Here is a 12945-nt window from a genome sequence, read left to right on the forward strand (position 1 = left end):
CACCCGCGCCGCCGGCTACGCCCGCTGACGCTCTCGTCGGGGGTGCCGCGCGCGCCCGCCCTGGCTACGGCAGCGTGACGCTCCCGTCGAGGAAGGACCCGGTGATCCCGCCGCCCTCGACCGTCGCGAGGCACAGCCCGGTGCGGTCGCCCCGGCCCCACGACTCCTCGGTCGGCGCCCAGGTGACCGGGCGCACGCCCTGCTCGACCTCCGCGGGGCTCAGCGCGCACGCCGCCGCCACGCGCGCGTCCGCGGACTCCTGACCGGGCCAGATCGCGTCGCGCGAGAACGCGTACTGGGTGACCACCTCGGCCGCGTGCGGGTCGGCGCACGGCACGGCGGACACGGAGTCGACGGGCCCGTCGGGCGGCAGCTCGGCGAGGCAGACGCCGGTCACGAGCTGCGCCGCGTGCACCTCGCGCGGCGCGTCGACGTCGCCCGCGAGCGGACGCTCGGCCCGGGAGGTGAGGACCGAGCCGAGGACGACGCCGGTCCACGCGAGCGTGCCGAGCACCCCGAGCGCGATCCCGGCGAGCGCGAGCCGGCCACCGCGCCGCCCCCGGGAGCGCACGCGCGCCCGGGCGACGAGCCCCAGCACGAGCGCGAGCGGCCCCCCGCCGAGCGCACCCACGACGACCGACACCCAGGCGGTCGGCTCGGTGGGTACCGCGGGCGCCTCCCAGCCGGGGGCGTAGTACGGCGCGTCCGACGACGCGAACGGGTCGGCGGGCCGGTCGGGGCCGGGTCCGGACGGCTGCGGGCCGGGCGCTGCGCTCATGGGCACGAACCTAACCGAGCGGCGCCCGCCCTCGAACGGGACAGGTCCGGCGGAGGGCACACCGCGCCGGCCCGGCCCGCGGGCGCGTGCTCGTAGGTCGGGCCCGCGCCGCCCGCAGCCAGGGCCGTTCGGCCGTTCCCTCGCGAGGGGGTCGCTCAGGGGCCGACGGGCTCGCCGTCGACCGTGAGCCCGCCCGCGACGAGCGAGCCGGTGAGCTCGCTGTCCCACCCGTCGAGCACGCAGTAGCCGGACGTGCGACCCGCGGCGTACTGGTCGGGGTGCGGGTAGAAGACGTCGACGCCGACGGGGTAGCCGACGATCCGCTCCGCGAGGTCCGACGCGACGACCTGGCAGTCGGTCCACGCCTCGTCGTACGCGGGGTCCTCGCTCTCGAAGTCGAGCACGACCGGGCCGGACATCTCGACGACGGCGACGATCTCCCCGCCGTGCGGCTGCGCGCAGTCGACCGTCCGGGCCTCGACGAGGTCGTAGTCGTACGGGACACGCACGAGGCAGTCGCCGGGCTCGAGCGCGTCGGTCAGCTCGTACTGCGGCAGCGTGTCGTCGTACATGCCCTCCTCGAACCCCTGCTCGAAGCTCTCCGCGAGGCTGCCCGTGCCGTCAGGGTCGGTCGTGAAGCCGTAGACCATGAGCCCGATGAGCGCGACGAGCCACAGCGTCATGATCGCGCCGACCCAGATGCCCGCGACCGCGAGCCCGCGGCCACGGTGGCCCGTGCGCCGGATGCGGCGCAGCGCCGCGATGCCGAGGCCGATGCCGACGGGCCCGGTGATCCCGCCGAGGAAGACGCCGGCGCCGCTCGTGGAGATGGCGGCGATCGCGAGGCCGTCGTGCGGCGCGTCGGACTGTCCCCACGTGCCGGGCGGCGGGTATCCGTAGCCGGGCTGGGCGTACCCGGGCTGGCCGTACCCCGGCTGCACGTAGCCGTACGGGGTGGGCTGACCGTAGCCGGCTGACTGCGCCTGGCCGTAGCCCTGCTGCGGCTGCGCGTACGGGGAGCCGGGCGTCGGGTAGGGCGCCCCGGGGTGGCCCGTCGCCGACGCGCCGTCGTACGGGCCTGCGGGCATCGAGCCGTACGCACCTGCGGGCGTCGACCCGTACGCACCTGCGGGCGTCGAGCCGTACGCGCCCGCCGGGTCCGCGCCGTGAGCGCCCTGCGAGGCGGTGCCGTACGCGCCGGCCGAGCCCGCGCCGTAGGAGCCCTGCCCGGTCGTGCCGTACGCGCCCTGCGAGCCCTCGCCGTAGGGGCCCGCCGGGGCGGTGCCGTAGGGGGTGCTCGGGGCGGGGGGCGGCGTCGGGGCCGCGCCGTACGGGGGCGTCGGGCCCGCGGGGGCGCCGTCGTGCGCGGACGTCCCTGGCTTGAGCAGCGAGACCGCCTCGTAGCCGCTCGGCGCGGGCGCGGTGGGGTAGCCGGAGGCGGGCGCGGAGCCGGTCGCGGGCGTGCTCCGGTCCGGACCGGGGGCGGCGAACGGGTTGTGCGGTTCGGGGTCCGACGAGGGCCACCCGGGCGTCGTGCTCATGCGACGAACCTAGTGCGTGCGGAGCGGCTGCCGAGCCCGTCCGCCGGGTGATGCTCGACGCAGGGCGGGTGCATCGACGGGCGGCCGGCGGAGCCGCCCCGGGCCGGTCAGTCGGCCAGGTCGAGGATCACCGGCACGTGGTCCGAGGCGCCCTTGCCCTTGCGCTCCTCGCGGTCGATCGTCACCCCGGCCACGCGCGCCGCGAGCGCGGGGGAGGCGTACGTCAGGTCGATCCGCATGCCCTCGTTGCGCGGGAACCGCAGCTGCTTGTAGTCCCAGTACGTGTAGGCGCGCTCGGGCGTGCGCGGGCGGGAGACCTCGGTGTAGCCGGCGGAGGCGAGGGCCGCGAACGCCTCGCGCTCGGCCGGGGTCACGTGCGTCGACCCGGCGAACGCCGCGACGTCCCACACGTCGGTGTCGAGCGGGGCGATGTTCCAGTCCCCGACGAGCGCGACCTGCGCCGCGGGGTCGCCGCCGGCCGCGGGGTCGAGCCACGCACCGGCGGCCTGGCGCAGGCGCTCGAGCCACTCGAGCTTGTACGTGTAGTGCGGGTCGCCGACCGCCCGGCCGTTCGGCACGTACAGGCTCCACACGCGCACGCCGCCGCACGTGGCGCCGAGCGCCCTCGCCTCGGTGACCGGCTCCGCGCCGAACCCGGGCTGCCCCGCGAACGCGCGCTCGACGTCGGCCGTGCCCACGCGGGAGAGGATCGCGACCCCGTTCCACTGGCTGTACCCGCTCGTCGTCACCTCGTAGCCCGACGCCTCGAACATCGCGTACGGGAACTGCTCGTCCTTGCACTTGGTCTCCTGGAGCGCCAGGACGTCCGTGCCGCTCCGCTCCAGGAACGCGAGCACGCGCTCGGCGCGGGCCCTGATCGAGTTGACGTTCCACGTGGCGAGGCGCATGCGGGCCAGGCTAACGACCGGCACGCGGCCGGCACGCGACCGGCCCGCGACCGGCCCAGCCGGCTCCCGACGGGTCCGCGCAACGTCTGACAAGCGCGTCCGCCGGTCCGTAAGGTGTCGGCCATGGGTACCGCGATGATCACGGGCGCGAGCGCCGGCCTCGGGCTGGAGTTCGCCTGGCAGCTGGCGACCGCGAAGCACGACGTCGTCCTGGTGGCGCGCGGGACGGAGCGCCTCGAGCGGCTCGCCGCGCAGCTGCACGCCGCCGCCGGGGTGCACGCCGAGGTCCTCACCGCCGACCTCGCGGACCGCGCGGACGTCGAGCGGGTCGCCGAGCGGCTGCGCTCCGACGAGCACCCGGTCGGGCTCCTCGTGAACAACGCCGGGCTCGGGCTGCGCAAGCGGTTCCTCGAGGGCGAGCTCGAGGACGAGGAGCGCTCGCTCGAGCTCATGGTCCGCACCGTCATGGTCCTCTCGCACGCCGCCGCCGAGTCCATGACCCGGCGCGGGCGCGGGGCGATCCTCAACGTCTCGTCGGTCGCGGCACTGCTCGCGTCCGGCACGTACTCCGCGCACAAGGCGTGGGTCCGCACGTTCACCGAGAGCCTCGCCGTCGAGCTGCGCGACACCGGCGTCACCGCGACGGTGCTGCAGCCCGGGTTCGTGCACACCGAGTTCCACGACCGCGCGGGCATCGACATGACGGCGCTCCCCGAGATCGCGTGGCTCAACGCCGACGCGGTCGTGGCCGCCGCGCTCGCGGACGTGCGCCGCGGGGTCGTCATCTCGACCCCGAGCCTGCGCTACCAGGCCGCCGCCGGCGTCGCCCGGCTCCTCCCGCGCTCCGCGGTGCGCGCGCTCGGCAGCTACCGCGCCCGGCTCGCGGCGGCGTCGGCCGACGGCAGCGAGTCGGACCACGGGTTCACCGACTGAGCACCCCCTCCCGCTCGGGGCGCCGCACCGCCATGCTCGGGGCGTGACCGAGCCCATCTACGTCGAGACGCACGTCCGCGCGCCGCTCGACCGGGTCTGGGAGCTCACGCAGGACACCGAGCTGCACCCGCGCTGGGACGCGCGGTTCAGCCGCATCACGCCCGTCGAGGAGCTCGCGGGCGGCGGCTACCGGTTCCGCTACGAGCTGCGGCTGCCGCTGCACACCCTGGCCGGCACCGGGACGAGCCTCGGCGAGCGGCACCGCCCCGACGGCACCCGCACGTCGGCGCTGCGGTTCACGACGCCCGACCGCCTCTCGCCGCTCGGCCCGGGACGCGGCTACTGGCGCTACGTCCCCACGGCCGACGGCGTCACGTTCGTCACCGGGTACGACTACGCGCCCGGCTGGGGGAGCGTGCTGGACCGGCTCGTGCTGCGGCACGTCGTCGGCTGGCTCACCGCCTGGAGCTTCGACCGCCTGCGCATCTGGGCCGAGACCGGCACGGAGCCCGAGCGCTGGCCGCTCGCCTCGGTGCTCGCGGTGTGGCGGCCGGACCGCCCGCGCGCGAGCCGCTGCCGGCGCGCACCGGGGGCGCGCCGGCGTCCCCGCACCGACCCGGCGCCGTCCGTCATGGACGACGCCCCCGCCACGCTCGACCAGCTGGAGGCGCCGTGACGTCCGTGTTCGCCCAGGCCCTCGGTGCGGACTTCGCGCGCCTGCACCCGATGCTCCAGCGCCGGTTCGGGGTCGGCCTCGACGCGGGTACGCGTGCGTCGGCACGGGGGTCATGCACGAGATCCGGCGGGGCCCGTGGTGGACGCTGCCGTTCCTGTACCTCGGCGCGGTCCGCAACATCCTGCTGCCCGACGTGGGCCGGGACGTGCCGTTCACCATCTCGAACTACCCGTACCGCGACCCGCACGGCCGCGAGACGGTGACGTTCGTGCGCGAGTACCTGCTGCGCGGCCGCACGCGGCGGTTCGACGCGACGATGGTGCTGCACGACGGCCGGGTCGTCGACTACCTCGGCACGCACCAGCACCTCGCCGTCGACCTCGACCTGCAGGTGCAGGACGACGGCTCGCTCCGCCTGACGACGCACGGCCAGCGGTTCTACGAGGGCCCGGTCGGCTTCCGGTTCCCGCTGCTGCTCAGCGGCGAGGCCCGGCTGCACGAGTGGTTCGACGACGACGCGCAGGAGTTCCGCGTCGACCTCCAGGTCCGCAACCGGCTGCTCGGGTTCCTGTTCGGCTACCGCGGGACGTTCACGTGCGAGTTCCCCGACGCCGACGACGCCCCCGAGCGCCTGCGCCCCGTCCGGCACGAGCTGCGCACCTGACCCCGGCGGGCCGGCGCGGGCAGGGGCGGGCCGTCGGCGGTGCGGGCACGGCGGCGGCGGCGCGGGCAGGGGCGAGGCGGCGGTGCGGGCACGGGCACGTCGGCGGCGGTGCGGGCGCGGTCGGTAGCCTGGCGGCCGTGACCTCCTCGACCGGCCCCGACGGCCGTACCCTGTCCCCGACGCCGCGCGAGCAGCTGCGCGAGCTCATCGCCGAGATCGCGGTCGTGCGCGGCCGCGTGACCCTCTCGTCGGGCCGCGAGGCCGACTACTACGTGGACCTGCGCCGGATCACGCTGCACCACCGCGCGTCCCCGCTCGTCGGACACCTGCTGCTGGACCGCCTCGAGGAGGTCGGCCTCGGGACCGCCGAGGTGGACGCCGTCGGCGGGCTCACGCTCGGCGCGGACCCCGTCGCGACGGCCCTGCTGCACGCGGCGGCGTCGCGCGGGCTCGACCTCGACGCGTTCGTCGTCCGCAAGGAGGGCAAGGCGCACGGCCTGCAGCGGCGCATCGAGGGACCCGACATCGCAGGGCGGCGCGTCGTCGTCGTCGAGGACACCTCGACCACGGGCGGCTCGGCGATCACGGCCGTCGAGGCGGCGCGCGAGGCGGGCGCCGAGGTCCTGGGGGTCGCCGTCATCGTCGACCGCGGGACGGGCGCGCGGGAGGCGATCGAGGCGCTCGGCGTCCCGTACCACTTCCTCTTCGACCTGACGGACCTCGGCCTGGCCTGAGCCGGCCGGTCCGGCGGGTCCGACCGGCCGACCGAGCGGCCCGCAGCCGACGGCGCGAGCCGGTGCGGCGCGAGCCCGGGCCTGCGACGCCCCGGCCCGCGACGACCGCGCGCGCGACGACCGCCCAACGCGACGACCGCCCACGCGGCGCGCGCCACGGGACGCCCGCGCACGCCACCGGCGCCGCACCCCGAGGTCCGCAGGGGGCCGGCGCCGGTCGCGTGCGTGCTCAGCCCTGGCCGGGGAAGACCGCCCAGACGTGCTTCGTCGCGTGCGCGGTGTACCAGCCGACGTCGACGGACAGGCGGCGGGCGATCTGCAGCCCGAAGCCCCCGTTGCCCGGGATGCGGGCGCCCGCGACGTACGGCGTCGTGTTGAGGTCGTGGTCGGCGACGTCGAGCAGGTAGCTCGTGCCGTCGCGCATGAGCCGGACGATCGTGGGCGGCTTGCCGTGCTCGAGCGCGTTGGTCGCGAGCTCGGAGGCGACGAGGACCATGTGGTGCGCGACCGGCCCGAGCTCCGCCTGCGGGTCGGCGCCGTCCGCGGTGACCTCGCGCAGGATCTCCGCGCGCAGCTCCGTGAGCTGGCGCGCGGAGTCGAGGGTCCACGTCCGCACGAGCGTGTAGCTCGCGGGCGGGTCGGAGCTCTGCAGACCGTCGTCGGACTCGGTGTCCTGCTCCGGTCCGGGGTCGGTCGTCCTGGGGTCGGCCACGGTGCTCCTCGTCTCGGTGCGCGCAGCGTGCCCTACGCACCCCGCGACCGTAGGCCCCCGGCGGGGCCGTGGCGAGCGGACGTCGCCGCTCCGGACGGACTTCGCCCGGCGGGTCACACGCGCGCGACGAGGTCCGCGATCGAGTCGAGCACGTGGCTGGGCCGGAAGGGGAACTTCGCGATGTCCTCGCGCCGGGTCGAGCCGGTCAGCACGAGGAAGGTCTGGAGCCCGGCCTCGATGCCCGCGACGACGTCGGTGTCCATCCGGTCGCCGATCATGGCGGTGGTCTCCGAGTGCGCGTCGATGCGGTTGAGCGCCGAGCGGAACATCATCGGGTTCGGCTTGCCGACGAAGTACGGCTTGCGCCCGGTCGCGGCGGTGATCATCGCGGCGACCGCGCCCGTCGCGGGGAGGTCGCCCTCGGCGCTGGGCCCGGTCACGTCGGGGTTCGTCGCGATGAAGCGGGCGCCGCCCTTGATGAGCCGGATCGCGCGCGTGATGGCGTCGAACGAGTACGTGCGGGTCTCGCCGAGCACGACGTAGTCGGGGTCCGTGTCGGTGAGCGTGTACCCGACGTCGCGCAGCGCGCCCGTCATGCCGTCCTCGCCGATGACGTACGCGCTGCCCTCGGGGAGCTGGTCGAGCAGGAACTGCGCGGTCGCGAGCGCGGACGTCCAGATCGCCTCGGTCGGGACGTCGATGCCGGCCGCCGCGAGCCGGGCCTGCAGGTCGCCCGGCGTAAACATCGAGTTGTTCGTGAGGATGAGGAACGGCCGGCCGGCGTCGCGCAGGGCGCGCACGAAGTCGGCGGCGCCGGGCAGCGCGTCGCCCTCGTGGACGAGGACGCCGTCCATGTCCGTGAGCCAGCTCTGGATCGTGCGGGTCATCGCGGTCCCCCTCGGGTCGTGCGGGTCGACGCGCGGGCCGGTGCACGGCCCGTGCCGCGGGTCACTCCCCGGCGATGTCCTCGCGGGCCACGCGGGCGCGCTCCTCGGGCTCGTCGTAGCGCTCGTCGCGCTTCTTGCTGCGGGCGCGGAGCAGCTCGACGACGATCGGGACCACGGAGATGCCGACGATCGCGACGAGGATGAGCTCGATGTTGTCCTTGACGAACGTGACGTTGCCGAGGAAGTAGCCGAGCACCGTGACCCCGACGCCCCACAGCAGCGCGCCGACGACGTTGTACGAGACGAAGGTGCGGTACTTCATGTTGCCGACGCCGGCCGCGACGGGCGCGTAGGTCCGCACGAACGGCACGAAGCGCGCGACGATGATCGTGCGGCCGCCGTACTTGTCGAAGTAGGCGTAGGTCTGGTCGATGTACGACTGCTTGAAGAACCGCGAGTCGGGCTTGCTGAAGATCTTGGGGCCGGCCTTGCGGCCGATGAAGAACGCGACCTGGTCGCCGACGAACGCCGCCAGGAACAGCGCGAGGCACAGGGCCCACAGCGGCACGGAGATCTCGTCCTGCGCGACGAGCATGCCCGCAGTGAACAGCAGCGAGTCCCCGGGCAGGAACGGGAACAGCAGCCCCGTCTCGATGAAGACGACCACGACCACGCCGATGAGCGCGTAGGCGCCGAACGAGCGGATCAGGTGGTCGGCGTCGAGGAAGTCCGGGCCGATGGCCGGCACGGCTCCGCCGGCCAGCACAGCAGCGGACACGGTCGCGTCGAGGGCAGCGGTGAGCACGTGCTCCAGGGTACGGGGCGCACGTGGAGCGGCGTGGCGGGCCCGGTGACGGGGTCGTGCACGGACCCGCGCCGACGAAGGGATTGCGCTTTCCCACAGCGCGTGGAACGGTGAGCGGCAGCGCCGACGGCGACGTGCGGACCCCGCCGCACGGGTCCTCCCGCGCGCTTCCGGACCGAGACAAGGGAGTCTCCGCATGCAGCTCGACGCACCGTCCCGACCTTCCCCCGCGCGTGCGCCCCGCACCCGCGGAGCCCGCCTCGCGGCCGTCGTCGCGGTGGGCACCGTCGCCCTGACGACCCTCACCGTCGCCCCGGCACAGGCGGCCGACGCCGGCACCGACCACCGCCCGCCCCACCGTCAGGGCCGCGACCTCGGCCGCGAGGTGCTCGCCGACCGCGACGGCTGGGCCGCGGCGAACGGCGGCACGACCGGCGGCTCGACCGCCGACGCGGCGCACGTGTTCACCGTCCGCACCTGGGCCGAGCTGCGGGCCGCGCTCGGCGGCACCGCCGCCCGGACCGACACCACGCCGCGGATCATCTACGTCGAGGGCACGATCGACGCCTTCGAGCGGGACGGCGGCGTGCGCCTGACGTGCGAGGACATCGCCGCGCGCGTGCCCGTGGGCGGCGACCCGGCCACCACGTTCTCGATGGACGACTACATCGCCGCCTACGACCCCGCCGTGTGGGGCCGCGTCGACCCCGCCGGTCCGCTCGAGGAGGCCCGTGCCGCCGCCGCCGCGCTCCAGGCCAAGGAGACGCAGCAGCACGTCGGCTCCAACGTCACGATCGTCGGGCTCGGGGAGGAGGCGCGGATCGTCGGCGCGAACATCCGCGTGCGCGACTCCCGCAACGTCATCCTGCGCAACCTCACGTTCTCCGACGCGTACGACTGCTTCCCGCAGTGGGACCCGACCGACGGCGCGACCGGCAACTGGAACTCCGAGTACGACAACGTCACGGTCATGAACGCCACCAACGTGTGGGTCGCGAACAGCACGTTCGACGACGGCGACCACCCCAACGGCTCGCTCCCCGAGATCTTCGGCCGCACGTTCGAGATCCACGACGGCATGCTCGACGTCACCAACAGCGCGAACTACGTGACGATCTCCTACAACCGGTTCCTCAACCACGACAAGACGATCCTCATCGGCTCGTCGAACAACCGCCCCGCGGACGTCGGGACCCTCAAGGTCACGGTGCACCACAACCTGTTCGAGGGCATCGGGCAGCGCGCCCCGCGCGTGCGCTACGGCCAGGTGCACGTCTACAACAACCTGTACGTCCAGGCCGAGGACGACGACGACCTGTTCGAGTACTACTGGGGCCCGGGCGTCGAGTCCTCGCTGTACGTCGAGAACAACGCGATCAAGCTCCAGGAGGGCACGACCGCCGCGCAGGTCCTGACGAACTGGGGCGCGACGCGGTTCACCGAGAAGGGCACGTGGGTCGACGGCCGGCCCGTGAGCGTGCTCGACGCGTTCGTCGCGGCGGGCGGCACCCCGTTCGCGTCCGACGCCGGCTGGACGCCCGAGTACGTCCGGCACGTCGACCCGACGAACCGGGTCGCGAGCATCGTGCGCAAGGAGGCCGGCGCCGGCCGGTACTTCGAGAAGCGGTCCTGACCGGCAGCGCACCGGCCCTGCGCCCGGCGTCCCCCCTGCGGGGGGCGGCGCCGGGCGCTCGTGCGTCCGCCCGTCCTGCTGTGCTCCGACCGCCGGGGCCGTCGCCGAGGATGGTGCCGTGACGACCGGCTCGCAGGACCCGACCCCCGCACCCGCGCGCGACCAGGCGCCCGACGCGGTGCCCGACGACGCCCGGGACCCCGAACCGCAGGACGGCGTCGGCGTCGGACCGTGGCCCGGCGGCCCCGACGCGTGGCCCGACCTCGCCGGGCCCGACGGCCGCCCGCGCTACGACCCCGAGCTGCTCGCGCACGGCGACCGGCGCAACGTCGTCGACCGCTACCGGTACTGGGCCCTCGACGCGATCGTCGCGGACCTCGACACCCGGCGGCACCCGTTCCACGTGGCCGTCGAGAACTGGGCCCACGACCTCAACATCGGGTCGGTCGTGCGCACCGCGAACGCGTTCGCCGCCGCCGAGGTGCACATCGTCGGCCGCCGCCGCTGGAACCGCCGCGGCGCGATGGTCACCGACCGGTACCAGCACGTGCGCCACCACCCCACCGTCGAGGACCTGCTGGCCTGGGCGTCGACCGCGGGGCCGGACGGCGGCGCGCTGCCCGTGCTCGGCGTCGACAACCTGCCGGGCTCGGTCGCGCTCGAGGGGTACCCGCTGCCGCGCGCGTGCGTGCTCGTCTTCGGGCAGGAGTCCGTCGGGCTGTCGGACGCCGCGCGGGCGGGCGTCCAGGACGTGCTGCACATCGCCCAGTTCGGCTCGACGCGGTCCATCAACGCGGGCGCCGCGGCCGCGATCGCCATGCACGCGTGGGTCGTGCAGCACGCCGGTCCGCCTCCGGACGCCGCGTCCGCTGGGTAGGACGTCCCGGCGCTGCCGGTAGGAGGACGTGCCAGACTCGGGGGGAAGCACACCCCTCTACACGCAGGAGATGCCCGCGATGCCCATCGCTACCCCCGAGGTGTACAACGAGCTGATCGACCGGGCGAAGGCCGGCAAGTTCGCGTACCCGGCCGTCAACGTCACGTCGTCCTCGACGCTCACCGCGGCCCTCCAGGGCTTCGCGGACGCCGAGAGCGACGGGATCATCCAGGTCTCCGTCGGTGGCGCCGAGTACGCCTCCGGCGCGACGATCAAGGACCGCATCGCCGGGTCGCTGGCCCTCGCCGCGTACGCGCACGAGGTCGCCAAGAACTACCCGATCACGGTCGCGCTGCACACCGACCACTGCGCCAAGCAGAACCTCGACTCGTGGGTCCGCCCGCTCCTGGCCCTTGAGGCCGAGCAGGTCAAGGCCGGCAAGCTCCCCACGTTCCAGTCGCACATGTGGGACGGCTCGTCCGTGCCGCTCGACGAGAACCTGGTCATCGCCGAGGAGCTCCTCGAGCTCTCGCAGGCGGCCCGCACGATCCTCGAGATCGAGGTCGGCGTCGTCGGTGGCGAGGAGGACGGCCACACGGCCGAGATCAACGACAAGCTGTACACGACCGTCGAGGACGGCCTGGCCACGGTCAAGGCGCTCGGCTCGGGCGAGAAGGGCCGCTACCTGACGGCCCTCACGTTCGGCAACGTGCACGGCGTCTACAAGCCGGGTGCCGTCAAGCTGCGCCCGTCGATCCTCGCGGAGATCCAGAAGGCCGTCGGCGACGCCATCGGCAAGGAGAACCCGTTCGACCTCGTCTTCCACGGCGGCTCGGGCTCGACCGAGGCCGAGATCGCGGAGGCCGTCGACAACGGCGTCATCAAGATGAACATCGACACCGACACGCAGTACGCGTACACGCGTCCCGTCGCCGGCCACATGTTCGCGAACTACGACGGCGTCCTGAAGATCGACGGCGAGGTCGGCAACAAGAAGATGTACGACCCGCGCGTGTGGGGCAAGGCCGCCGAGGCCGGCCTCGCGGCGCGTCTCGTCGAGGCGGCGCAGCAGCTCCGCTCGGCGGGTCACAAGCTCTGAGCCTTGCGCCCAGCAGCCTGAGTACCACCTGACGGACCGAGGGCCCGGGACCGACGCGATCGCGTCGGCCCCGGGCCCTCGTCGTGCGTGCGTGCGGCACGTCCCCGACGACCCCGACGACCCCCGGCGACCCGGGCGTCCCGACCGACGACGCGCGAGAGCCCGGTCGCGCGCGGGCGACCGGGCCTCCGGTGTGCGGGGTGCGGCGGGTCAGGCCGTCGTGTCGGGGGACGTCCCGCCCGTGTCGGGCACCGCCTCGAACGCCGTCGCCGAGTCGTCCTCGACGACCTCGAGCAGCTCGCCGATGCGCGTGACCTCGAGCAGGAACCGCACCGTCGGCGGCACCCGGAGGAGCTGCACGGGGTGCTGGCTGCGGATCGCGAGGCGCGCGAGGAACGCGACGCCCGACGAGTCCATGAACGTGACGTGGTGCGTGTCGACCTCGATCGGCAGGCCGACCTCCTCGGCCTCCGTGGTGGCCTCCTGGAGGTCCGGGCCGAGGTCCGCGTCGACCTCGCCGGACAGCACGATGCGCGTGCGGTCCGCTCCGAGGATCACGTGCACCGCGCCCGGCTCGCCGTTGACCGACGCGCTGCCCTGCAGGGGCGCGGTGGCTCCGTCCGAACCACCCGCGGGGTGGTGGTTCTCGACGGGCTCGTCCGGCCCCGGGCTGTTACCGTCGCGCACGATGCTCCTTC

General features: G+C 74.7%; 14 protein-coding genes. 7 read left to right on the forward strand and 7 right to left on the reverse strand.

Annotated features, from left to right (window positions below):
• Positions 1 to 64 precede the first annotated feature (64 nt).
• The 3 genes from CCE01nite_RS08360 to CCE01nite_RS08370 form a co-directional block, all read right to left on the reverse strand.
• Positions 65 to 778 (reverse strand): DUF4190 domain-containing protein, encoded by a 714-nt coding sequence (locus CCE01nite_RS08360; RefSeq protein WP_141372170.1) that lies wholly within the window; start codon positions 776 to 778, stop codon positions 65 to 67.
• 155 nt (positions 779 to 933) lie between these two features.
• Entirely contained in the window at positions 934 to 2319 is a 1386-nt protein-coding gene (locus CCE01nite_RS08365) for a DUF4190 domain-containing protein (RefSeq protein WP_052104280.1), read from the reverse strand.
• 107 nt (positions 2320 to 2426) lie between these two features.
• Entirely contained in the window at positions 2427 to 3227 is an 801-nt protein-coding gene (locus tag CCE01nite_RS08370) for an exodeoxyribonuclease III (RefSeq protein WP_034632196.1), read from the reverse strand.
• Positions 3228 to 3350: 123 nt separating this feature from the next.
• On the opposite strand from CCE01nite_RS08370, the gene CCE01nite_RS08375 reads away from it, so the two are divergent.
• The 4 genes from CCE01nite_RS08375 (at position 3351) to pyrE (ending at position 6234) form a co-directional block, all read left to right on the forward strand.
• On the forward strand, positions 3351 to 4160 hold the full coding sequence (locus CCE01nite_RS08375) for an SDR family NAD(P)-dependent oxidoreductase (RefSeq protein WP_052104279.1): 810 nt from the start codon (positions 3351 to 3353) through the stop codon (positions 4158 to 4160).
• A gap of 43 nt (positions 4161 to 4203) precedes the next feature.
• On the forward strand, positions 4204 to 4836 hold the full coding sequence (locus CCE01nite_RS08380; protein WP_246056371.1) for an SRPBCC family protein: 633 nt from the start codon (positions 4204 to 4206) through the stop codon (positions 4834 to 4836).
• A gap of 112 nt (positions 4837 to 4948) precedes the next feature.
• On the forward strand, positions 4949 to 5500 hold the full coding sequence (locus CCE01nite_RS08385; RefSeq protein WP_246056372.1) for a DUF4166 domain-containing protein: 552 nt from the start codon (positions 4949 to 4951) through the stop codon (positions 5498 to 5500).
• A 137-nt stretch (positions 5501 to 5637) separates the two neighbouring features.
• A complete protein-coding gene (gene pyrE / locus CCE01nite_RS08390) occupies positions 5638 to 6234 on the forward strand; it encodes an orotate phosphoribosyltransferase (RefSeq protein WP_052104278.1) in 597 nt (198 codons plus the stop codon).
• 229 nt (positions 6235 to 6463) lie between these two features.
• Here pyrE and CCE01nite_RS08395 read toward each other — a convergent pair whose 3' ends face one another.
• The 3 genes from CCE01nite_RS08395 to CCE01nite_RS08405 all read right to left on the reverse strand — a co-directional run bounded on the left by CCE01nite_RS08395 (position 6464) and on the right by CCE01nite_RS08405 (position 8638).
• On the reverse strand, positions 6464 to 6946 hold the full coding sequence (locus CCE01nite_RS08395) for an ATP-binding protein (protein WP_141372171.1): 483 nt from the start codon (positions 6944 to 6946) through the stop codon (positions 6464 to 6466).
• Positions 6947 to 7059: 113 nt separating this feature from the next.
• Positions 7060 to 7833 (reverse strand): HAD-IIA family hydrolase, encoded by a 774-nt coding sequence (locus CCE01nite_RS08400; RefSeq protein WP_034632502.1) that lies wholly within the window; start codon positions 7831 to 7833, stop codon positions 7060 to 7062.
• 61 nt (positions 7834 to 7894) lie between these two features.
• Positions 7895 to 8638 carry a VTT domain-containing protein gene (locus CCE01nite_RS08405; protein ID WP_052104297.1) on the reverse strand — a complete coding sequence of 248 codons (744 nt, stop codon included), beginning with the start codon at positions 8636 to 8638 and terminating at the stop codon, positions 7895 to 7897.
• 196 nt (positions 8639 to 8834) lie between these two features.
• Between CCE01nite_RS08405 and CCE01nite_RS08410 the strand changes: the two genes are divergently transcribed.
• The 3 genes from CCE01nite_RS08410 to fbaA all read left to right on the forward strand — a co-directional run bounded on the left by CCE01nite_RS08410 (position 8835) and on the right by fbaA (position 12247).
• Positions 8835 to 10271: a pectate lyase family protein gene (locus tag CCE01nite_RS08410; protein ID WP_052104296.1), complete on the forward strand. Its 1437-nt coding sequence runs from the start codon at positions 8835 to 8837 to the stop codon at positions 10269 to 10271.
• Between the two features lie 178 nt (positions 10272 to 10449).
• On the forward strand, positions 10450 to 11148 hold the full coding sequence (locus tag CCE01nite_RS08415) for a TrmH family RNA methyltransferase (protein WP_034632517.1): 699 nt from the start codon (positions 10450 to 10452) through the stop codon (positions 11146 to 11148).
• A 79-nt stretch (positions 11149 to 11227) separates the two neighbouring features.
• Positions 11228 to 12247, forward strand: a complete 1020-nt coding sequence (gene fbaA / locus CCE01nite_RS08420) for a class II fructose-bisphosphate aldolase (protein WP_034632514.1) — start codon at positions 11228 to 11230, stop codon at positions 12245 to 12247.
• 210 nt (positions 12248 to 12457) lie between these two features.
• Here fbaA and CCE01nite_RS08425 read toward each other — a convergent pair whose 3' ends face one another.
• Positions 12458 to 12934, reverse strand: a complete 477-nt coding sequence (locus tag CCE01nite_RS08425) for an STAS domain-containing protein (RefSeq protein ID WP_084142827.1) — start codon at positions 12932 to 12934, stop codon at positions 12458 to 12460.
• Positions 12935 to 12945 lie beyond the last annotated feature (11 nt).

Origin of the sequence: Cellulomonas cellasea, assembly GCF_006538745.1 — a bacterium.
GTDB lineage: Bacteria > Actinomycetota > Actinomycetes > Actinomycetales > Cellulomonadaceae > Cellulomonas_A > Cellulomonas_A cellasea.